The organism is Paraburkholderia sediminicola (genome assembly GCF_046030555.1).
Lineage (GTDB): Bacteria > Pseudomonadota > Gammaproteobacteria > Burkholderiales > Burkholderiaceae > Paraburkholderia > Paraburkholderia sediminicola_E.
The window spans coordinates 64,418-85,990 of record NZ_JAQQCH010000021.1 but is presented as its reverse complement, the minus strand read 5'-3'; the positions used below and the strand labels follow the sequence as shown (position 1 = coordinate 85,990).

Sequence of the window (21,573 nt, the reverse complement as noted above, 5' to 3'; positions counted from 1 at the left end):
GCCATCGGCGGCGAAACAGCACCGCATTCCCAATCCTCGATATCTCGTCGTGTCATCTGCAACAAAACGTAGGACAACCAGGGGCAGCCGAGGGCGATCCGCGCATGAAAGCCCCACTCCAGAACCCGAAGCTTGACGCTGCCGATCGGTCTGATCGAGCGCGGGTCATTGCGTAGGAGCGTGCCGCACGATCTGAAAACCTTCGGTTGCCGAAGGCGGGACAAAGTACTGCGTTATCTGGTCGAATTCGGCATCGGTCGTTTCAAACGGATGCTCGCCTGAGGCATTCCGCGCACTGAGACGGATCTTGCACACTTCGTCACTGACATCCAGAAAGTGAAGCCGGTGTTCTACCCCGGTTCCACTCAATAACTCGCGTGCCCACGCACGGCTGTCAACGGTATTGAAGGGGAAATCCAGAATCACGGACACCCCGGCCGACAGGAGCCCCCGGACGTGGTCCGAGAGCACTCGTCTGATGCGCCCCGAGCAACGTACATAGTCTTCCAACGCGAGAACCTCGCCTGGATAGAGGTGCGCCATCCAGACGTCCTCGCTGATGATCAGAGCGTTCTCCGTGCACGCCAGGTGCTTTGTCAGCGTTGATTTCCCCGACGCGATTTTGCCGCAGACCATATGCAGAACGACTGCCCCCTTCAAACTGTCCTCGTTCCTGCTCATCATTTCCAAGTCCTCTGGTAGAGCCCAGAAAGCAAAAACCCGCCTTCTGGGCGGGTTGCTTGCGAACTTTCAAGTCGAGAGCTATTCCGCCAAAACATTCGTGGCGGTAATAATCGATTGGATGTGGAACCTGTTCATGCGGAAAATAGTACCGTGATGAACGGGAAGGAGCAAGCGATAACCCGGCTTGAACCATGAGTTAAGCTTCTCCTATGGACATCCGCCAGCTCAAATATTTCGTTGCGATCGTCGATTGCGGCAGCCTCTCGAAGGCGGCCGAGCAGCTTTGTGTCGCTCAGCCTTCGCTCAGCCAGCAGGTCGCCGGACTCGAAACCGAACTGAAAGCAACGCTACTGTTGCGCAGCCATCAGGGCGTGCAGCCGACCGAAGCCGGTCGCGCACTCTATCTTCGCGCACGCGACGTGCTCCGCCAGATGGCGCAGATTCCACTTGCGGTGCGCGTGAACGGCACGGAGTCCGGCCAGGTCGCAATCGGTCTGCCGACCAGTGTTGCGGTCGTGTTCGCGCTGCCACTGTTCGACTATGTGCGGCGTCACTATCCTGGCATCCGCTTGCAGATCGTCGAAGGGATGAGCGGTTATCTTGCCGAACTGATGGCGAATGGCCGGCTCGACATGGCGATCCTGTTTCGCGAATCGGAAACGCGAGGCGTCTCGGTACATCCGCTTTTCGAAGAAAAGCTGTTCGTGTTCGGACAGATCGATGGCATCGGCCCAGCGCAGGACGTACCGTTGCGCCAGCTCGCAAGCGTGCCAATGGTGCTGCCAGGCGCGGCGAATGGCTTGCGCGTGCTGATCGAACGCGCCTTTGCGCGCGAAGGCGTCGAACCCGACATCGTCGGCGATGTCGATTCGCTACCAACCATGCTCGCCATCGCGCGTCAAGGCGAGGTGGTGACGATCGTTTCGTCGGATGCATTCGGGCGTAATACCGCGGACCAGCATCTGATCCATCGGCTGGTCGATCCGGAAATCAGCCGCCCCGTCGGCTTGTGTGTACCGAATGCGCTGCCCACCAGCGCCGCGTCGCTGGCGATTCAGAAGGTCGTCACGCGCCTCGTGGCCGAACTGATCGAAAGCGGCATCTGGTCCGGCGTGCTGCAACGCAATGACGCCGGAACGGCGGAGCTATAGGCGTCACCTATACCCGGTAGCTCGAATCGGTATTTCACGCCGACTCTGCGTGCGTCTAAATTGTGGCCTTCGTAGTCGATAAAAGACGCTCGCACAGAGCTCGAAGGAGACGCATGTACACCCAGATTTTCGACCCCGTCGCGCATTCAATAGGGGCTTCCGCCGCATTCGCCGCCCTTCCCCTCCTCACCCTCTTCGTTCTACTCGGCGTGCTGCGCTTGCAGGCGCGCTGGGCGGCGCTTGCCTCGCTCGCGGTCTCGATGGCGGTCGCGCTCTTCGTGTACGGGATGCCCGCCAGCCAGACAGCCAGTGGCGCACTCGAAGGCGCCGCGATCGGATTCTTCCCGATCATCTGGATTGGCATCAATGCAATCTGGCTGTTCAAGCTGACGCAGGAAAGCGGCCACGCCGACGTGCTGCGGCGTGCACTCGCCCGCGTCAGCGCCGATCAACGCGTGCAGGCGGTGTTGATCGCGTTCTGCTTCGGCGCGCTGCTGGAAGCGCTGGCCGGCGGTGGCGCACCCGTGGCAATCTGTGCGGTGTTGCTGATTTCGATCGGCGTCGAGCCGTTAAAGGCCGCAGCGGTTTGCCTGATCGCCGACACCAGCCCGGTCGCGTTCGGCGCACTCGGCTTGCCCATTACCGTGCTCGCCAAGATCACCCGTTTGCCGGTTCATGAGATCAGCGTGATGGTGGGACGGCAAACGCCGTTACTGTCGCTCTTCATTCCGCTGATCCTCGTATTTATCGTCGACGGACGACGCGGGATGAAGGAAGTCTGGCCGCTCGCACTGGTCACCGGGCTGGTGTTTGCGCTCGCGCAGTTTGCGGGATCGATGCTGCTGCCAGTTGAACTCGTCGATATCGTCGCCGCCCTGATCTGCGCGGGTGTTTCCATTGTGTTCCTGCGCGTCTGGTCGCCGGACGTGTTGCGCCCCGACCTGGCTGGAACGGCAACCGGGATGGCCGTTGCGAATTCCGCCGGTCATCAACGCCTTGAACCCAGTCGCGATCTGGCAGGCGTGTCTCACAGTGCCACCATGACGATGCCGATGCCAGGCTCGGGCACGGCCTCGCATTTCCATCACGCAACCGGGCGAGGCAACGCCCCTGCCGGCACGGCTCAGGCGCGCGATTCACGCGCCGAGGTTCTGCGCGCGCTCGCGCCCTACGCCGCCGTGATTCTCGTCGTCGCATCGACGCAGATCGGCTTTGTCGGCCATGCACTAGGCGCCATCACCTCGACGTTTGCATGGCCCGGCCTGCACGTCATCGATCCGAACGGCGCTGCCGTATCGGCTGTCAATGCCAAATTCGAATGGCTGCTTTCCGCGGGTTCGATCGTATTGATCGCCGGTTTGCTGTCCGCGCTCATCCTTAAAGTCAGCGCGCCTGTTGCAATCCGGACCTATCTGAAGAACCTGCATGAACTGCGCTGGGCAGTCTTCACGGTGTGTTGCGTGGTCGGTGTGGCCTACGTGATGAACCTGTCCGGCCAGATCGTGACGCTTGGCATCTGGGCGGCCAAGGCGGGCCCGGCTTTCGCGCCGGTATCGCCGGTTCTCGGCTGGTTTGCGACCGCGCTCACCGGCTCGGATACGTCCGCGAATGCGCTATTCGGCATGCTGCAACTCACCACCGCGCATCACACTGGCCTATCCGACATTCTGTTGACGGCGGCCAATACGTCGGGCGGCGTGGTCGGCAAGGCGATTTCGCCGCAGAACCTCGCGGTCGGCGCGGTGGCGGTCGGCATGATGGGCAAGGAAGGCGTGCTGTTCAGGCGCGTGGCCGGCTGGACCGTTCTGATGATCGCGGCGCTCAGCCTGCTCGTCTATCTCCAGTCCACACCCGTTCTGAGCTGGATGGTGCCGTAATCGACCATGCCATCGCAGCGCGGTAAGAAAAAATTGAGCACCTGCTTTACGCATTGAAATATCGAGGATATGCAGAAGATGAACCATCCACTCAACGACATCACGGTCGTCTCGATCGAACAGGCCATTGCCGCACCACTGGCAAGCCGGCATCTGGCCGATTGGGGCGCGCGCGTCATCAAGATCGAGCGCCCGGAGGTCGGCGACTTCGCCCGCAACTACGATACCGCGATGGATGGCCTATCGAGCCAGTTCGTCTGGACCAATCGCTCGAAGGAAAGCCTCGCGCTCGACATCAAGACCGATCGCGGACAGGAAACGCTTGAGGCGCTGCTCGGCCGCGCGGACGTCTTCATCCAGAATCTGGCGCCCGGCGCCGCGCAACGCCAGGGGCTCGACGCGAAATCCCTGATTGCCCGTTTTCCGCAACTGATTGCCTGCGATATTTCCGGTTACGGTTCCAACGGGCCGTACAGCGACAAGAAGGCCTACGACCTGCTGGTGCAATGCGAGACCGGCTTCCTGTCGATCAACGGCACGCCCGCGACGCCCTCGAAATGCGGCCTCGCGATTGCCGACATCGCGACTGGCATGTACGCGCTGAACGGCATCCTGATGGGCCTGCATCAGCGCTCGCGCACCTGCAAAGGCATGGCGTTCGAGGTCTCACTGTTCGACGCGTTGACCGAGTGGATGAGCTATCCGGCGTACTACACGCGTGGCCGCGGTGAGCCGGTTCCGCGCAGCGGCGCACGGCACGCGACCATCGCGCCATACGGTCCCTTCGCGACCGGCGACGGCAAGACGGTTTTCTTCGGTATCCAGAACGAACGTGAGTGGCTCAGCTTCTGCACAGTCGTACTGGACGATGCGGCTATCGCGGTTGAACCGCGCTACGTCTCGAACTCGTTACGGGTCGCCAATCGCGAGGCGCTGGAACAGACGATCGAGCAACGCTTCGCCGCGTGGAGCAGCGCGGAAGTGCTGGCACGGCTGGATCGCGCGTCGATTGCGAACGGCATGATGAACGACGTCGAGGCACTGCTTGACCACCCCCAATTGCGCGAGCGCAATCGTTACCGCAGCGTCGAAACCGAGAGCGGACCGCACGATATGTTTCTACCCCCCGTTACGATCCCGGGGCTCGAACCCGTCATGGGTCCCGTGCCGGCAGTCGGCCAGCATACCGAGGCCATTCTGGCGGAAATCGAAGCGGACGCACGCTCGCAACGGAGCGGCTCATGAATCGATTCGAATCCGATCCGAACCTGAAGCCGCGCTCACGTACGACGCGCACCGTGCTTGCTGTGCCCGGGCATCGCATGAAAATGTTGCACTCGGCGGCGGCGTGCCCGGCCGATGCGGTGTTCATCGATCTTGAAGACGCCGTGCCCGTCGACAAAAAAGACGAAGCGCTCAAAACGGCCGTGCAGGCGCTCGCCGAACTCGACTGGGGCGACAAGACCGTCACGGTCAGAATCAACGCGAACGAGCACGGTATCGATGAAGATGAAGTCCGGACCCTGGTCGCCGAAGCGCCGCGGCTCGATTCCATCCTCATTCCCAAGGTGGAATCGACAACCGTCATTGCACAGGCGGAGCGGTTGCTGGCCGCGCGACCCGAGTCATTCGCGCCACTCGAAATCGAGGCGTTGATTGAGACGGCGCGCGGTGTCGTGAACGTCGATAGCATTGCCGGGTCGAGTCACTGGCTCACCGCGTTGCATTTCGGCGTCGGCGACTTTTCGGCGTCGATTGGCGCGCGCAACGTCGAGATCGGCGGCACGCACCCCGGTTATGCCGTCACACTCAAAGATGAAGCGGGCAACTACGCCGCCACACCACTCGACTTGTGGACGTATCCGATGATGCGGATTCTGGTCGCCGCCCGCGCGTTTGGACTGCGTGCGATCGATGGTCCATGTGGCGCGTTCCGCGATCCTGTGCTGACGCGAGCATGGGCGCTGAAAGCCGCGGCGATGGGCTATGACGGCAAGCAGGTCATCCATCCCGGGCAGATCGAGGCGACCCGCTTGGCATTTTCACCCACAGAGGATGAAGTGCGTGACGCCCGCCGAACCGTGGAAGCGCTCGAAGCGGCGCAAACCGCGGGCCTCGCGGCGATCTCGCTTGACGGCAAGCTGGTCGATTTCGCGAACGTGCGGATGGCGCAACGGATCCTGGCGATGGCGGAACGGGGATAAGCAGAGCCCCGGGCGCCGTTCAATTCGGCGCGGGGACTTTCGCGCTTTCGGCGCGGCATGCGCCTTTCATGCTCGAGTAGAGCTGTTGCTGCGTGACATGGCTTTGATAGGTGGTATCGATACCTTCGTGCACGCGCTGCTTGTAATCGTCGGGCGCATGCATTGGCGTGATGACAGCGTCGAGGCGCGCATGCGCTTCGCTGACGGGGACGCCGTCATCGCGCCACTTCGCCGCGGCCGATGCCGTCTGAGCCACGAGATAGCATTTCTGCTGCTGCGACATCAGCGACAGCGCGGGCCCCATGCTGTCGTATTTCGCGGTCGCGCACCCCGTTAGAAACGTTGCGCCGACAAGCACCATCTGGAATCTTTTTTTCATTGCACCCCCCGGAATTCAGACGAACATTTCGATTATTCCCGCTGAATCGATCCTCTGCGCTTCAACCATCCGATTCGCCGATGACTCAGTTCTCGTTCGTGCCTGTGTAAAGCGTAGCACAGGGTAAGGAGGATCGGCGCACCCCGAGTTCACTGCTACATAGCCGAACGCGTCGCTGCTCAACGCATGCCCTCGCGCTCGAGCCACGCGCGAAACATCACAACCAGATCATCTTCGGACTTCCCATCCGGAACGTAAGTGCAATAGCTCCGCGATGGCAGACGAGGACCGGCGAACGGCGCAACCAGCCGGCCGGCAGCAAGGTCGTCTGATACAAGCGCAGTCGGCCCCATGGCGATGCCTATTCCGTCGATGGCAGCTTGCAACGTGAGATAAAAGTGGTCGAAGGTCACGACCGCTGCCGACTGAAGTCCAGGAATCTGCGTCTTCGCCAGCCAGTCCGGCCAAAGCCGCGGCAGGCTCGACGTGTGCAGCAACGTATGCTGCCGCATATCCTCAGGGATCCGAATCGGTAAGCGCCGCAACAGTGCCGGACTGCAGACCGGGAGCCGCTCCTCGGACAAAAAAGGCCGCATCGAGTAGCCATAGAACGTGTCCGGGCCGCCCCGGATCACGACGTCGTAGCGATCGTTCAGACTCTCCACCGACTCGTTCGACGTCTCCACCCTGATGTCCACGTCGAGATGCTCGACATGAAATTTCGCCAGTCTCGGCACCAGCCAGCGTAACGCGAATGTCGCGGGCGCATTCACGGACAGCGTTCGTGAGATCGTTCCGGGGAAGCCATATCTCGCGGTTGCCTGCGAAAGCTGACCAAACAAAGGGCCGATTTCCTCCAGATAGGTCTTCGCAGCCGGCGTGAGCACCACGCGCCGGTTATGCCGTTCAAACAACGGTGCGCCAAGCCACTCCTCGAGCAAACGCACGTGCTGGCTCACCGCACCGTGAGTGACGTGCAATTCGGCAGCGGCTTCCTTGAAGCTGCCGAGCCGGCCGGCGGCCTCGAAGGCACGCAATGCATTGAGCGGAGGCAGTACCCGTTTCATTCGCAATAGTTTATCTAACGTGAGCACCCAATTTATCTGGTTTGTTAGCCCGCCACAAGATAGATATCCTGCTTACATAATCCTTCACCCATTTCCACTCCGCAACCCGCATGCTCAGTTATACCGGCGGTTTCGTCCTCCTTGCCGCCCTGCTCCATGCGAGCTGGAACGCGATGCTGCATGGCAATCGTGACCGGTTCCTGTCCATGACGTGGATGAGCATCGCCATCGCGGCGGTCTCTACGGTCGTGATTCTGTTCACACCGTGGCCGGCCGGCGCCGCCTGGCCGTACATCGTCGCATCGGGGCTCGTGCATATCGTCTACAACGTGACGCTCATTCGGTCGTACCGCCGCAACGATCTGGCGCAGGCGTATCCGGTCGCGCGCGGCTCGTCGCCGCTGCTCGTCACGCTCGGCGCGGCGCTCTTCGCGCATGAGGCGATCGGTCCGTTGCACGTGCTCGGGATCGTGATGATATCGGGTGGCATCATCGCCATCGCGCTGGAGGGGAGCCACGTGTCGCGTGCGGGTTTGCTGGCTGCGCTGACGACCGGCGTGACGATCGCCGTCTATACCGTGATCGACGGCATCGGCGTGCGCTTATCCGGCGGCCAGGCACTCGCCTACACCGCGTGGATGTTCCTGTTCTATTGGCTGATGCCGGTGCTGTTCATCGCAACGCGTGGGCTCGCGGCGCTGTGGACGCCGGTACGGGCGGCGCCAATGGCAATCGGCTCGTCACTCGTCGGCGGCCTCGTGTCGATCGCGGCGTATGGCATCGTGATATGGGCGTTGCAGTCGGGTGCGATGGGCGCGGTATCGGCTTTGCGCGAGACCAGTGTGGTGTTTGCGGTGCTGATAGGACGAATGTTTCTGCGAGAAACGGTCAGTGGAAAACGCTGGCTCGCCTGCGTGATCGTCGCGGGTGGAGCGGTTTGTCTGGGGCTTTGAGATTGCCTGAAATGCCTCTTCACCCATTTTAAATTTCCGTGAGGAATATCGATATGCCAAAGACTCCAGACCGCGTCCCGCAGGCGCCGCTCATTCTGATAACGGGTGGCGGTCGTGGCGTAGGCGCGGCGACTGCGCGGCTCGCTGCCGCACAAGGTTACGATGTAGCGATCAGCTTCGTCTCGAACGAGTCTGCCGCCCTTGCGGTAGCGGCTGAGGTAGAAGCTGTCGGGCGCCGGGCTTTACCCGTGCGCGCAGATAGCGCGGATCCAGAGCAGGTTGCTCAACTATTCGCCGCGATTGACCTCGAGTTCGGCCGGATCGATGTGCTGGTGAATAACGCCGCGATCATTGCGCAGCAGTCCCGGCTAGAGGACCTCGAATTCGAGCGGATGCAGCGTATCTTCGCGGTCAACGCGATCGGCCCTATCCTCTGTGCACAGCAGGCGGTGAAGCGCATGTCGTATCGTCACAACGGGCGGGGCGGCGCCGTGATCAACATCTCGTCAGCATCGGCCCGGCTCGGCAGTCCAAACGAATATGTCGACTACGCTGCGTCGAAGGGTGCCATTGAGACATTCACGACCGGCTTCGCCAAGGAAGTCGCGCGGGATGGAATACGCGTCAACTGCATTCGCCCTGGGCACATCTACACTGAGATGCATGCTAGCGGCGGAGAGCCGGGACGGGTAGATCGCGTCAAAGACTCGATCCCCATGGGAAGAGGCGGTCAACCTGAAGAGGTTGCGCGGGCAATCCTATGGCTAGCGAGCGCCGAGGCGTCCTTCATCACCGGCACGTTCCTCGATGTCACTGGCGGCAAGTAAGCAACAGCGTGCGACGCCGGGCGCTTGCCTCGACGCATCGTGCCAGGCATCTGTGTTTTGTGCGCCCGTGCCTGACCAGCCTCGCGAATATTCATCCCGATCGGGTCGCGCCGCATGCCGTCTTCGTAGACACGCAGCGAAAAGCGACGCGCTCAATGCCCGAAGCGCGTCGCCGTCCCACCCATCGTCAGACAGTCTCGCCTTGCAGCCGGAACACGTTGACGACGTCGCGTAGCATCTGCGCCTGCTCCTGCATCGACTGCGCGGCGGCAGCGGCCTCTTCGACCATCGCCGCGTTCTGCTGCGTCGTCTCATCCATCTGCGCAATGGCGACGTTCACCTGCTCGATGCCACGGCTTTGTTCGTCGGAGGCCGCCGAAATTTCGCTGATGATGTCGGTGACACGCTTTACTGCCTCAAGCAGCGAATGCATTGTGCCGCCCGCTTTTTCGACGAGCGCCTTGCCGTCGTCGACCCGTTCAACCGAGTCCTCGATCAGGCTCTTGATCTCCTTCGCCGCATCCGAGCTGCGGCGCGCAAGATTGCGCACCTCCCCCGCGACCACCGCGAAGCCGCGCCCTTCTTCGCCGGCACGCGCCGCTTCGACAGCTGCGTTCAACGCGAGAATATTGGTCTGAAACGCAATGCTTTCGATCACGGCAATGATGTCGACGACGCGCGCCGAACTCGCCGCGATGTTCTGCATGTTCGCGACCACCTGCTGGACGACCTCACCGCCTTCGCCCGCGAGCTTCGATGCGCTGAGCGCCATCTGGTTCGCCTGCAATGCGTTGTCGGCATTCTGCTTTACGGTCGCCGTGAGTTGCTCCATGCTCGCTGCGGTTTCGCCCAGCGACGAGGCCTGCTCCTCGGTACGCGCCGACAGATCGAGATTGCCCGCTGCGATCTGCTCCGCCGCGACAGTGATCGTTTCAGTGCCGCCGCGAATGCGCCGCATCGCCTCAGCCAACCGGCTCTGCATGCGCTGCATCGCGAACAGCATGCTTTGCTGATCGTCGCGACCGAGTGCAACAGGCCGCGACAGATCGCCGTCCGCGATGGTTTCCGCCACGTGTGCGGCATAGGCCGGCTCGCCCCCGAGACTGCGTTTCACGTTGCGGATGATCAGCACAAGTGCAATCGTGCTGGAACTCCCGATCGCAAGAATGGTGATCAGATAACGCAGCAGATCGGCGCGGAACGCTTCGTTGATATCGTTCACGTAGACGCCTGAAATCAGATACCAATCCCACGCGTCGAGGCGTTTGACGAAGCTGATCTTCGGCACGTGTTCAGTATTGCCGGGCAATCTCGCCATGTAGTTGACGAACCCTTGTCCTTGCGATTGCGCGAGCTTGACCATCTCGACGAACAGGAGCTTGCCGTCGGTATCCGCATAGTGCGTGACGTCCTTGTTGCGCAGATCCGCGAGCGTCGGATGCATGATGACGACCGGCGTCGCTGTCGTGATAATCATGTAGCCATTGCCGGGATAGCGCATCACCGACAGTCGCGCCATGGCCTGCTGCTTCGCCTGATCGAGCGTCAGTTCATGCCGGTCGACGAGCGCCGCGTAGTCGGCCACGATCCCGTACGCGCATTCGACCACGTTTTGCACCGCCGCCTTGCGCGCCGACAGCATCGTCGTGCGCGACTGCCACGCGGCCCAGCCGCCGAGACCCAGCAGGCCAAGCCACGTAATCAATAATGCAAGCCACAGTTTGGTATTCAAGCTGAGTCGGTTCACGCCGTTTTCTCCATAGCCATCCATCGCCGGCTCAACCGCCAGGCTCAGTGTTCAACCGCCCTGACGGCGCAACGAGTGCGAGCCGTCAGAGGGTTATCGCTGATTAACGGCGCGGCGGCGCATTTCCTGAGTCGGGAAACACCCGAACGGGACGATCCACTGCCGCGCGTTGCTATCGATCGGCTTTCAATGAGAACGAGGCGTGAAGCGCATGATTGTCAACAATCCGCGAAGCTGAGATACAGAGGGTTACTGCGCCGTCCCGAATCGCAGCAGTACTTTGCAACCGGGCTGGTTATCGCCGATTGTGATCTCCGCGTCATGAACCCGCGCAATCGCCGCAACGAGGCTTAAGCCAAGCCCGTGTCCCGCCGTTGCCTGCGCGGCCGCGCCACCACTGCGGTAGAAAGGCCTCAGTACCGCTTCGCGCTCGCCGGGTTCGATGCCGGGCCCCGTGTCAGCCACCCGCAGCATGACGAGCCCGCCGTCCTGGCTCACCTCGAGCGTGACCGCGCCGTCTCTCGGCGTGAACTTCAGCGCATTGTCGAGAAGGTTTTCGACTACGCCGAACAGCAGATCGACGTCGCCCGTCACTTCCACCGGCGTCGAAGCCTGCAGCTTCATCGTCAAACCCCGCTCATGAGCAAGCGGTTCATAAAGTTCGACGACATCGCGCAGCACCGTATCGAGCGAAACCGGACCGAAACTCGCCTGGCGTCCTCCTGCTTCGATCTCCGCGATCCTGAGCAGCGCCGTGAAGCGATTGAGCACCACGTCTGAATTCGCAATCGCGCTGTTGATCGCGGCTGCATAGTCCTCCGGCGTGCGCGAGCGCCTGGCGGCACGTTCAAGTCCCGCGCGCAACTGCGTCATCGGCGTGCGCAGATCGTGGGCGATCCCGGCGCACACACAACGCACTTCCTCGACGAGGCGTTCGATCTCGTCAAGCATCGTATTGACAATCGACGCCAGCCGGTCGAGGTCGTGGCTCGTACCCCGTGTCGGCAGACGGCGATTCAGCTTGCCCGTCATGATTTCACGGCTGGCCTCGCTAATCGCGCGAATGCGCCGGTTCGACATCCAGTTGAGCGCGGCACCGCAGCCGATCGCCAGCAGAATCGTCAGCGTCACGCCCGCGCATAGCGTCTTCACCAGCGTGCGGTCGAAAACAATGATCTCGTCGATCGAATGTCCGACCACGATCCGTACGCCACTGGTGGTCGGCACAATGATGCCGCGATAGTGACCCTCCACCGCCGCGTCGCCGTCCTTGAAGGTCTGCGTGTAGTCGAAGGGTTTGCGGTCCGGCTCCGCAGGCAAGCGAGCAACATTGCCCGCAAGCCACTGGTGGTTCGCATCGAACACACCATACGGCCTGCTGTTGGCGATGTCGCGGCGGCTCAACGCCGCGATGCTGGCGATCGCCTCGGCGCGGCCGATGGTGTGGAATTCGGCCACCTCACCCAGCAAACGCTCGTCTACCTCATGCAGCAGGTAGCTGCTCGTCAGCCAGTACAGCAGCGTGAAGAGCGCGATCGCGGAGCTGACGAAAACGATCAGCAGCCAGCCGACACTACCCGCGTTGACCCGTGCCGCCCGTTTAGCTTTCCGCATGAATGATATAGCCGGCATTGCGCACCGTCACGATCATGGCCGGCAGGCGCCCATTGCAACTGACCTTGCGGCGCAAATTGGAAATATGCATATCGACGACATTCGTCTGCGTGTTGAAGTGGTAATTCCAGACCGACTCGAACAGCATCGCGCGCGTGACGACCTGGCCGGCGTGGCGCATCAGGAACTCGAGCAGAGCCAACTCGCGCGGTTGCAGTTCGAGCGTCTGTCCGGCACGCTGAACGACGCGTGTAGCGGGGTCGAGCGTCAGGTCGCCGACGCACAACTGTGACGGCTCCGCGGCCGATGAATGGCGGCGCAGCAGCGCGTTCAGCCGTGCGGTCAGCTCGAGCCCGTCGAATGGCTTGGTCACGTAATCGTCCCCGCCTGCCCGCAATCCGCGCACGCGTTCATCGACTGCGCCCAACGCGCTCAGGATGAGCACCGGCGTGCGCTTACCGACGTTGCGCAAGGTGGACAGAATCGACAGGCCGTCGATGTCCGGCAGCATGCGGTCGAGCACCACGACGTCGAAGTCGCCGTTCAGGGCGCGCAGCAAACCGTGATGACCGGTCGACACGCATTCGACTTCGAAGCCGTAGTCTTCGAGCGCGGCATGGATTTCAAGCGCGACGTTCGGATCGTCCTCGACGACCAGAACGCGCGCCGTGCTCCCGCAGAGCAGGGCAATCGGCAGTTCACTTGCCAAGTGGATGGATTCCTCGTTGATCCTGAGCCAGTTGCCGTGACTGCACCCACGTCGCGGCCGGCAGCACGGCCGTGCCTTCCTGCGCGACCGCCTGTAACGCGGTGGGCGGCAGCCCGAGCGCGGCCAGTATGGTGGGCGCGACCTGGGTGGTCGAGACGGGGTAAGTCACGTGGCGGCCCGCGTCAGCCAGATGCGGACTCGCAAGCAGTAACGCCACCGCTGTATCGTCGTTATGAAAACCGCCGTGCTCGGCGAGTTTGCCATCCTTCGGTGGCGTAAATATGACACCGTCGCGCGATACCACGACGATGTCCGGCGTGCGGCTGTCTTGCGACGGCGGCGGAAAGCGCAATGCCAGCCGGTCGCCGCTTAGCACGTCCGCGATGCCCAGCGCTTTCGCCTGGCTGCGGAGCGCGGCGCTGATCCGTTGCGTGGCGGACGCATCGCGCAGCCAGATCAGGGCGCCGTGATCGGTCGTCAATTGCGCGAGCGCGCCGGGGGCGGCGTCGGCGATCACCTTTTGCAAGCGGCGCTCGTCGATCTTGTTGAGGCGGCCCGGATCGATCGGACCGTTGCCGTGCTTGGCCGTCACGATCACCAACGTGTCGTCGCGCACATGCTGTTTCTCCAGTTCAGCCACGAACTGGCCGATCAGCTGGTCCGCATGACCGATCGCGCGATCGACGCCCGGCGTCAGAGCGCCATCGGCATCGCGATAGCCATACAGTTTCTGCGCCACATTCACCGCCTGCAGATTCAGCCCGAACACGTTCGGCACGGCTGTGTGCCGGCTGCCGTCGTGAGTCAAGCCGTCGATCTCATTGATGATCGCGCGCGCCTTGAGATCGTCGTAGTCCTCGGTCTTGCCGAGCGAACCGGTGATCTCACGGGTCGACACGCTGCTCAGGCCTTCGTAGTTGGCGCCGATCTCCGGCAGGAACAGATCGTCGACACCGTGGCCGGACGGCCCTTCGACCAGTTCGTAGGTCGGGTGCTTGTCGGTCCAGGCGGTGTAGCCACCCGCTTCACGCACGGCTTCGAAGACCGTATTGACGCGCAGGAACGCATGCGGATAGACCGGCGCGCAAGCGTGCCTCGGATCGCGCGGCAGTTTGACCGGATCGATGGCGTCGTGGCCGTCGGCGCCGATTGCGTCGAGCGATTCGTCGTAGCGAACCCGAGTGCCCGTCCGGCTGCAATCGCTGCCCGGCGCCGCAAGCTGTCGGTCGTAGGAGTCGTCGTAGTACACGCCGGTCACGGCGGGCGTGCCGCCGGTGACGAGAGCCAGCAAGCCGGGAAACGAATCGGCCGGCTCGACCGTATGGGCGTTGGTGTAGTCGACGCCCTGCTTCGACAGATTCGCCAGCGCGCTATCGGGATGCGCCTGAATGAAATTGGCGAGGTCGCCGGTATGCAGGCCGTCGACGCTGATCAGCAGCACGTGCTGCACCGGCGCACCGGGCGGCAGTACGCCCGCGCGGGCAGTGCCTGTGACGGCAAGAGCAGAAAGCGAAAGTGCGGCGGTGATGGCGGAAAGAATCGGTTTCATTCGGTTTCGTTCAGATTGAAAGTGACCCACAGTTGTTCGGAGAGCGTCTTTCCCGCAAAGGCGGATTCCGGCTTCGGACTCACCGCGTCGCGCACCGCTGCCAGCGCGGCGCGATCAAGCAGTCCCACGCCACTGGAGATGACGACCCGCGCGCCGGAGATCACGCCGTCGTGGTATTCGAACGCCACACGCGTACGGCCCGCGATACCGCCCATGCGCGCCGACTCCGGGTAATGCAAGGCGGACTGGATGGCGGCACGTAATGCGGCTTCGAAGCTCGCGCCCGGTGTGGCGGGTATGGCGGGTGTCGCGGGTGCCGCAACCGGCGGTGGTGCCGGATGAGAGACAGCAGGCGGCTCGGTCGGTGCGGTCGACGGCACCGCGGGTGCCGGATCTGGCTTGGGTGGTACTGCCGGCGCGGGAATATGCACAGCCGGACGCTGCGTTACCGCATGCTCGGCGCGATGCACGGGCTGAGGCAGGTGCGTCACAGGGCGCGGCGCAGCTTGCGGCGCGGGCGGCAGCGCTGCTGGTATGGGCGCGGGCGTAACCGCCGGCGCAAGCGTCAACACCGTCGCCGGCAACTCGGCCTGCACACCATGCCGATGCGTCAACAGCAGATACGCACCGGCAAGCACGCCGGTCTCCAGGACGAGCGCAAGCGCCGCCGCCAGATAGATGCGCCGTCGCTCCGGCGCGCTGACATGCGCAGAGATCGTGGCCATCTCACTTCGCCACGGGTTGTGCGGCCAGCGCGATTTGCGACACGCCCGCGGCGCGGCACGCGTCCATCACGGCAACGAGTTTCTGGATTTGCGCCACCTTCGAGCCGGCGATGGTCACTGCGGTATGCGCCGGATCGGGCCGCGCCGACAGCATCGCTGTGAGTTCCGCAGCCGATACCGCGTTGCCCTCGACGGACATCGCACCATCGTCGGACAGCGTAACCATCACCTTCGCCGGTGGCAGTGCCTGAGTGCTCGCGCTCGACGGCAACTGCGTTTTCAGACCCGCATTCGGGATCATGTGCAGCGTGATCATGATGAAGAACACCAGCAGAAAGAACATGATGTCGATCATCGGAATGATCTCGATGCGTGCTTTGCGCGCTTCGAAGTACTTCATCGTCACGCCCCTTGCGACATAAACTTCCCGGCGACGGCACGCGGCGCTTCGCGCTCGCCTCTGACCACCTGTTCATGCGCACCGCCAGCCATACGATTCACGAGCGCCACCTTCAAGGTGTCCAGTTGATGCACGACGGAGCGAACCCGGTTATGCAGCCCATTGAAAAACACCAGACCCAGCATCGCGACAAACAGACCCGATGCGGTGGCGACCAACGCTTCGGCGACGCCGCCAGTTACCTGAGTCGGTGCATTGCCCGGGTTCGACAACACCTGGAAGGCGTTGAACATGCCGATGATCGTGCCGAACAGGCCAAGCAACGGCGCGAGCGTAACGATCGTATCGAGCACCCACAGCAGCCGGTCGATGCGCGGTGCTTCACGCATGATGACCTCGTTGAAGCGTGCGTCGAGTTCCTCGCGGTTGTGCGTGGTTTGCAGACGCGTGGCCGTCGCGAAGAGCCGTGCGACCGGCAAGTCGCGATATTGTTGTGTCAGCGAAGCAAGCGTCGCCGCGTCGAGATGATCGAGCCGGTCGATCTGGTCGAGCGCGGCGTGACCGCATGCCGCGAGGCGATGCAGGAACCAGAAGCGCTCGACAATCACTGTCAACGCGACGAACAGCATCACGACGATCGCGTACAGCACGCCTCCGGAATCGTTCGCGAGATGCACCAGGGTATCGACATTCATTGAAATCTCCATTTAGAAGTCGGTGGACAGCGAGGCGACCACCGCGCGGCTGGGAATCGTCCAGTACAGCGGCGTGCTGGCGGCGGCGGTATAGCCGGCGAGCGCGTCGATGCTGGTGCGGTTAAAGAGGTTGTCGAGTTCGAGTCCGATACGCGTGTTGTGCATCCACGCGGCCGGACTTCCGATCGTGTAGACGGCAGAGAGGTTGGTCACCATAAAGCCGCCGATCGGCTGCGTGTCGCCGGTATCGCCGAACTGATGGCCGACGAACTTCGTGATCAATGAGCCGTAGAGCGGGCCGCGTTCATAGATCACACCCAGTGCGGCCGTGGATTGCGGTGCGTTCGGCATCCACGTGTTGGTGCTCTTCTGCTTGGCTGAATTGAAGGTCAGGTTGCCGTACAGGCTGAAACCGAGTCCGGCATAGAACGTCGCTTCCGATTCGAAGCCCTTGTAGACCGCGCCTCCCGCATTCGAGAACGTCGCGTTGCCGCCCACCACGCGGCTCGTCACCGCATTGCGGAAGTTGATGTAGTACAGGTCGGCCGATAGCGTCAGGCGATCGGTCTTGTACGTGGTGCCGATCTGGTAGTTATCGGTCTGCTCGGGATCGGGCTGGCCGGAAACGGACGGATTCTGCACGTAGAACACATTGAGGTTCGGTGCGAGGAAACCTTGTGCGTACTGGATGTACGCACTCCAGTTCGGGTTGATCCGCTCATGGAGCGTCAGCGACGGCAGCACCTTCGTCCAGGTATGGCTGAAGTCCACCGCCGCACCGGACCCCTGATCGAGCGGCGTGTCGATATTGCGATTGAACGACACGTATTTGACGCCCGGTGTCACAGTCAGCCCGTGCGGCAATTGCCATTCGTACTGGATGAACGGCTCGAACGTGAGAAACGTGTCGTGCATCGTGAAGTTCAATTGCTCGAGCGCGAAATTCAGCGAATCGTCCACGTTCATGTTGTCGCGGAAATTCGACTGGTGCGTGAGCCATGCACCAAGCTCCAGCTTGCCCGGACCGATCTGCCGTTCGGCATTCACAATGTCGCCGAACGCGCGGTAGTTGTTGGCCATCTGCTGGCCGGGCACGTTGTTCTGACCGAAGGTCGTGCCGTTCGGCGTTTCGCCGTTCGGATCCAGTCCATTGAAACCGTCGTGGTAGTACGCGTAGGTGTACAGCTTGTTTTCGATCTTCCAGTCCGCGAGTTTCGTTTTTATGCCGATGTACTCGAAGTCCGTGCTGATGCGATCGAAGTTGTAACCGTAGTACGACTGGCTCGACGGGTCGCCGCTCAGGCCGAAGTTGGGACCGAACTCACGGATCTGCGCCGCCGTCGCGCCAAGCGACACGTTCTGGTGAATGCGGCTGTAATCGGCATACAGGGTGAGCAGCGTGTCGTCGCCGAGCGGCTTGTCGAGCTTGAAGAAAAAGTTGTCACGCCGCTGCGCCGCGTTGGTCAGATAGCCATCGCTGCCGATGTGGTTGTAGCCGACCACCGCGCGCGCATCGCCCCACTGCTGCATGTCGCCGGTATTGAATTCGGCACCGCTCATCCAGGTATTGAAACTGCCATACGAACCGAAGACCGTGAATTTCGGCGTCAGGGACGGTTCCACCGACTGCACGGCAATCGTGCCGCCGAACGTCGCAAAACCGATCTGCGAAGCGTCGCCGGGGCCGCGATCCACCGCAATCGCACCAATATTGCGCGACGAGAAGAACGACGTCGAATGGTGGGTGAAATCGTTGGAGTCGCCAAACGGAATACCGTCGAAGGTCACGTTGTACTGGCCGTCCTGAAAGCCGCGAATCGACAGGCTTTGCGACTCCATCAGGCCTGCGCCGTTCGGATCGATATTGGACACGCTCGGGGATATCTGAATGATGTCGCTATAGTTCGAACTCGGCGCCGTGCTGTTTTCGATGTAATGGCGGCTGATAATGGACTTCGGCTCACTCGCGCTCAACGATCCCTGCGACGGCGCCTGAGCCGGCGCTGATTGCGATTTGCCGGAGGGCGCCGCGGCAGCAGCGGACGAAGCGCTCGCCGTGCTCTGCACCGAGCCGAGATCCCCGGTGGTCTGGGCGAAGGAAAGCTGCGTGCCGGCTGCGCAGAACGAAGCCAGAACCAGCTGCGTAAGCGGTTTCTTGCGGAGCCTTGAACGTACCCGTTGCATGTTTCATGCGTCCTTGTTTTGAATGACCGTAGAGTGATCAGCGAATAGGGACATGCTAAAGACGGGGCGTTAATCGATCGTGATGGATACCTTACGAACCTAATCAATTTGCATGCACAAAAAAAACAGAGCGGCCGCCGCGGTTTTTCAACCGGGGCGGCCTCTTCTGTGATCCATTTGAGCGCGGCGCTGCCGCGCCGCGCCTGAACAGAACCTGCTCGTTACTGGTTGTTGATATTGTTCGGCGCCTTCGGCAGCGACTTGCTGGCCGTCAACACCACATTGCCGATCTGACGGTAGTTCAGCAGATTGGTGTTCGGCGTCTGAACGCCGTAACCAGCAAACGTCACGCTCATATGCGTCGCGTCGATCTGGATGGCCGTCGGCGCATAGAGACGTTGAGCGAACCACGTTTGCGTCGGGATCACCGGCGTCTTCGCCGGAATCGTTACCGTTGTCTTCGTGCCGCCCTGGTTGGTCGTCGTGATCGAGTTGATCGATGCGATCGGGCTATTGATGTCGTTATAGACCGTCCACGTCTTCAGGTCGCTCGACTCCGCATAGCCGATGTAGTGGAACGCGTCCGAATCGCCGTCCAGACAGTTGCCGCCCGAGAAGTACAGACCCCAGCGGCTGCCGTCGCCGTTGATATCGATCAGCGTGCCGCGCGGGCTGATCCAGCGGGTGCCGTTGTAATCCACCGTGGTCGGATCGTTCAGGCCGCTCACCACGCCAAGATCGGTGAAGTTCACGCCGTCTTTCGTCGTGGCCAGACGCACGTTCGATATATCGTGGTTGGTTTTGCCGCTAAATGGCGCCTTCGTACACTGGTTGGCGGTCGGCATAGCCGTGCTGCCGGTGTTGTCGCCATTCAGGATCTTTTGCACGTACAGCACCGTGGTCGGCTTGGTCGGGTCGGTGTTTGGCACGACGGCCATGATCCCGTCCGGGTTCAACAAACCGGTTGTCTGCTGTACGACGACCGGGCTCACCGAGCCCGCCGTGTTGGTCGTCGCTGTCGCCACAGCGGCGATATCCTGGCCACCCACGTTCGTGTTGTTGGTGTTCCAGATCGGGAACTTGGCGCTGGCAAGCGGCAGCGAGATCACGTTCAGCGGCGCCACGTCGACCTTAGCCGGGTCGCGGTTCAGCGTGTAGAGCATCTGACCGGTCGCGGCCTGCGTGCCCGGCAGTTGCAGGAGCGATGCGTGACCCCAGCCGTTGTCGGCGGTGGTCGCTGCATTGGTGCCCGTGATCGTCGCGGGACACTCGCCAGGATTGAGTTCCAGCACGTTCTGCATGAAGTACCAGGTCTTGCCGTTGTCGTCCGACTCGGCAGCGACGACCGACTCGTTGATGTCCTTCGGACGCCAGTCGAACAGCCCGATGATCGGCGTGGTCGTGCCATTCACGTTACCCGTCGTCGTCAGGTTGCTGGTATAGACCAACGGGAAATAGAACGGCGCCATGTTGACGAGCGGATCGGTCGGCGGGATGACGAACTTCGAGCCGGTGGCGTACGTCTTGCGAACCGGCGGCGTAACCGTGTAGTCACAATAGCCGGCGGCCGTGTCGGGAACGGTCCCCGTCGTCAGGAACAGGTTGGTCGTGTTCTGCGTGTTTTTGGGGTCGAGCGCCAGCTTGTCGAGCGTGAACGGTGTCGCACCGGCGCCCTTGCCGATCGACGTACCCACGTTGATTTGTGCGGCAACCGGCTGCACGCCGCTATCCAGCGACCACTTGACGCTTGCGGCCACAACCGCCGGACTTGAAGCGGAGACAGGTGCCGACGCACTGGCCGGCGCGGACGCCGCGCCCGGCGACGACGCGGCCGTGGAGGCCGGATCGCTGTGAAGACTGCCGCCACAGGCGGCGACCAGCGCGCTTGCCAGCGTTATCGCTGACAGCGTCATGAACGAAGCGTTCCTCATACTTCCCCTCTGCATGTTTTGATTAATGGAATCGACAGGCCAAACCCAAGCCCGCGGTGCACGCATGAAGCGCGCGCTGCGGGGTACTGAAAAAATGCGTGGAATGGTTGCGACTGCAGAGGTGCGATACGCCGGTTGGCGCATGGCAAGCATGGAGTGGTTCTGCAGACCCGACCTTGAACGTGACCGCATCATGCGAAAACGTCATGTCGGTGCCGGGTCAGCGAACTTACGTTTCTAAATTCAGGTTCCCGGGAAGATGTGCGACTTCCCTATTACTGCGTCGCGCAATAGGTCCCGTGCCTGCGCCGTCGGCCGCCCGGCTGAAAAGAACTATAGTAGAGAGGATTTCCAGCCAGCAAAGGAGTTCGAGTATGAAAGCACGTATGTATCGCACCACCGCTCTAGGGATCCTGTTCGCCGCATTGCTACCTGTTTCGGGCGCCCAGGCGCAGCTTGGAAACCTGCTCAATCAGAGCGGAGGTAGTGGAGGCGGATCGTCCGGTGGCCTCGGGAGCCTCGGTAGCATGGGCAGTGCCTTGTCAGGCCAGTCATTGACCTCTGGCAGCACCAGCAATGTCGCGGGCGTGCTGGAGTTCTGCATCAAGAACAACTATGTCAGCGGCAGTGGCGCGTCTTCGGTCAAGGACTCGCTGATGAGCAAGCTGCCTGGCGGCTCCAGTTCCGCCTCGTCAGACAGCGGCTATACCGACGGCGCCAAGGGCATCCTGAGCAGCAGCAGCGGCCAGCAGTTGGACCTGAGCGGTGGCGGCCTGAAGCAACAGGCCACGAAGCAGATTTGCGACAAGATTCTTGCCCAGGGCAAATCCATGCTGTGAGCATGGCATTGAGAAATGCGTAGTGGGTAGAAGCGCCG

Annotated in this window: 19 protein-coding genes; 7 read left to right on the top strand and 12 right to left on the bottom strand. The window is 62.0% G+C overall.

Annotated features, from left to right (window positions below; translation table 11 throughout):
• Nucleotides 1–165 precede the first annotated feature (165 nt).
• Nucleotides 166–684 (bottom strand): P-loop nucleotide/nucleoside kinase family protein, encoded by a 519-nt coding sequence (locus PQQ52_RS26200; RefSeq protein WP_408217769.1) that lies wholly within the window; start codon nt 682–684, stop codon nt 166–168.
• Nucleotides 685–893: 209 nt separating this feature from the next.
• Here PQQ52_RS26200 and PQQ52_RS26195 point away from each other — a divergent pair, with 209 nt between their 5' ends.
• The 4 genes from PQQ52_RS26195 (at nt 894) to PQQ52_RS26180 (ending at nt 5,916) form a co-directional block, all read left to right on the top strand.
• Nucleotides 894–1,835: a LysR substrate-binding domain-containing protein gene (locus PQQ52_RS26195; RefSeq protein ID WP_408217766.1), complete on the top strand. Its 942-nt coding sequence runs from the start codon at nt 894–896 to the stop codon at nt 1,833–1,835.
• A gap of 113 nt (nt 1,836–1,948) precedes the next feature.
• Entirely contained in the window at nt 1,949–3,712 is a 1,764-nt protein-coding gene (locus PQQ52_RS26190; RefSeq protein WP_408217763.1) for an L-lactate permease, read from the top strand.
• A 78-nt stretch (nt 3,713–3,790) separates the two neighbouring features.
• Nucleotides 3,791–4,957: a CaiB/BaiF CoA transferase family protein gene (locus PQQ52_RS26185; protein ID WP_408217760.1), complete on the top strand. Its 1,167-nt coding sequence runs from the start codon at nt 3,791–3,793 to the stop codon at nt 4,955–4,957.
• Nucleotides 4,954–5,916: an HpcH/HpaI aldolase/citrate lyase family protein gene (locus PQQ52_RS26180; protein WP_408217757.1), complete on the top strand. Its 963-nt coding sequence runs from the start codon at nt 4,954–4,956 to the stop codon at nt 5,914–5,916. The genes PQQ52_RS26185 and PQQ52_RS26180 overlap by 4 nt, the downstream gene beginning before the upstream one ends.
• 19 nt (nt 5,917–5,935) lie before the next feature.
• Here the strand turns inward: PQQ52_RS26180 and PQQ52_RS26175 are convergent, their stop codons facing one another.
• Nucleotides 5,936–6,295 carry a hypothetical protein gene (locus PQQ52_RS26175; protein ID WP_408217754.1) on the bottom strand — a complete coding sequence of 120 codons (360 nt, stop codon included), beginning with the start codon at nt 6,293–6,295 and terminating at the stop codon, nt 5,936–5,938.
• A 179-nt stretch (nt 6,296–6,474) separates the two neighbouring features.
• Nucleotides 6,475–7,362 carry a transcriptional regulator GcvA gene (gcvA, locus tag PQQ52_RS26170; RefSeq protein WP_408217751.1) on the bottom strand — a complete coding sequence of 296 codons (888 nt, stop codon included), beginning with the start codon at nt 7,360–7,362 and terminating at the stop codon, nt 6,475–6,477.
• Nucleotides 7,363–7,472: 110 nt separating this feature from the next.
• Between gcvA and PQQ52_RS26165 the strand changes: the two genes are divergently transcribed.
• The gene (locus tag PQQ52_RS26165) at nt 7,473–8,315 is read left to right on the top strand and encodes an EamA family transporter (protein ID WP_408217748.1); all 843 of its coding nucleotides are present in this window, start codon (nt 7,473–7,475) and stop codon (nt 8,313–8,315) included.
• 53 nt (nt 8,316–8,368) lie between these two features.
• On the top strand, nt 8,369–9,142 hold the full coding sequence (locus PQQ52_RS26160; protein ID WP_408217745.1) for an SDR family oxidoreductase: 774 nt from the start codon (nt 8,369–8,371) through the stop codon (nt 9,140–9,142).
• A gap of 187 nt (nt 9,143–9,329) precedes the next feature.
• Here PQQ52_RS26160 and PQQ52_RS26155 read toward each other — a convergent pair whose 3' ends face one another.
• From PQQ52_RS26155 to PQQ52_RS26115, 9 genes are all read right to left on the bottom strand, one after another.
• Entirely contained in the window at nt 9,330–10,889 is a 1,560-nt protein-coding gene (locus tag PQQ52_RS26155) for a methyl-accepting chemotaxis protein (protein ID WP_408217742.1), read from the bottom strand.
• 249 nt (nt 10,890–11,138) lie between these two features.
• The gene (locus PQQ52_RS26150) at nt 11,139–12,503 is read right to left on the bottom strand and encodes a sensor histidine kinase (protein WP_408217739.1); all 1,365 of its coding nucleotides are present in this window, start codon (nt 12,501–12,503) and stop codon (nt 11,139–11,141) included.
• A complete protein-coding gene (locus PQQ52_RS26145) occupies nt 12,490–13,212 on the bottom strand; it encodes a response regulator transcription factor (RefSeq protein ID WP_408217736.1) in 723 nt (240 codons plus the stop codon). Before PQQ52_RS26145 ends, PQQ52_RS26150 begins: the two co-directional genes overlap by 14 nt.
• Complete coding sequence (locus PQQ52_RS26140; RefSeq protein ID WP_408217733.1) at nt 13,202–14,761, bottom strand: alkaline phosphatase family protein; 1,560 nt, start codon at nt 14,759–14,761, stop codon at nt 13,202–13,204. Before PQQ52_RS26140 ends, PQQ52_RS26145 begins: the two co-directional genes overlap by 11 nt.
• The gene (locus PQQ52_RS26135) at nt 14,758–15,486 is read right to left on the bottom strand and encodes a TonB family protein (protein WP_408217730.1); all 729 of its coding nucleotides are present in this window, start codon (nt 15,484–15,486) and stop codon (nt 14,758–14,760) included. Before PQQ52_RS26135 ends, PQQ52_RS26140 begins: the two co-directional genes overlap by 4 nt.
• Before the next feature lies 1 nt (nt 15,487).
• Complete coding sequence (locus tag PQQ52_RS26130; RefSeq protein ID WP_408217727.1) at nt 15,488–15,886, bottom strand: ExbD/TolR family protein; 399 nt, start codon at nt 15,884–15,886, stop codon at nt 15,488–15,490.
• Between the two features lie 2 nt (nt 15,887–15,888).
• Nucleotides 15,889–16,581, bottom strand: a complete 693-nt coding sequence (locus PQQ52_RS26125) for a MotA/TolQ/ExbB proton channel family protein (protein WP_408217724.1) — start codon at nt 16,579–16,581, stop codon at nt 15,889–15,891.
• 12 nt (nt 16,582–16,593) lie between these two features.
• Nucleotides 16,594–18,765: a TonB-dependent receptor gene (locus tag PQQ52_RS26120; RefSeq protein ID WP_408217721.1), complete on the bottom strand. Its 2,172-nt coding sequence runs from the start codon at nt 18,763–18,765 to the stop codon at nt 16,594–16,596.
• 221 nt (nt 18,766–18,986) lie between these two features.
• A complete protein-coding gene (locus PQQ52_RS26115) occupies nt 18,987–20,678 on the bottom strand; it encodes a glycoside hydrolase family protein (protein ID WP_408217718.1) in 1,692 nt (563 codons plus the stop codon).
• Between the two features lie 392 nt (nt 20,679–21,070).
• Between PQQ52_RS26115 and PQQ52_RS26110 the strand changes: the two genes are divergently transcribed.
• Nucleotides 21,071–21,535 carry a YjjA family protein gene (locus PQQ52_RS26110; protein ID WP_408217716.1) on the top strand — a complete coding sequence of 155 codons (465 nt, stop codon included), beginning with the start codon at nt 21,071–21,073 and terminating at the stop codon, nt 21,533–21,535.
• Nucleotides 21,536–21,573 lie beyond the last annotated feature (38 nt).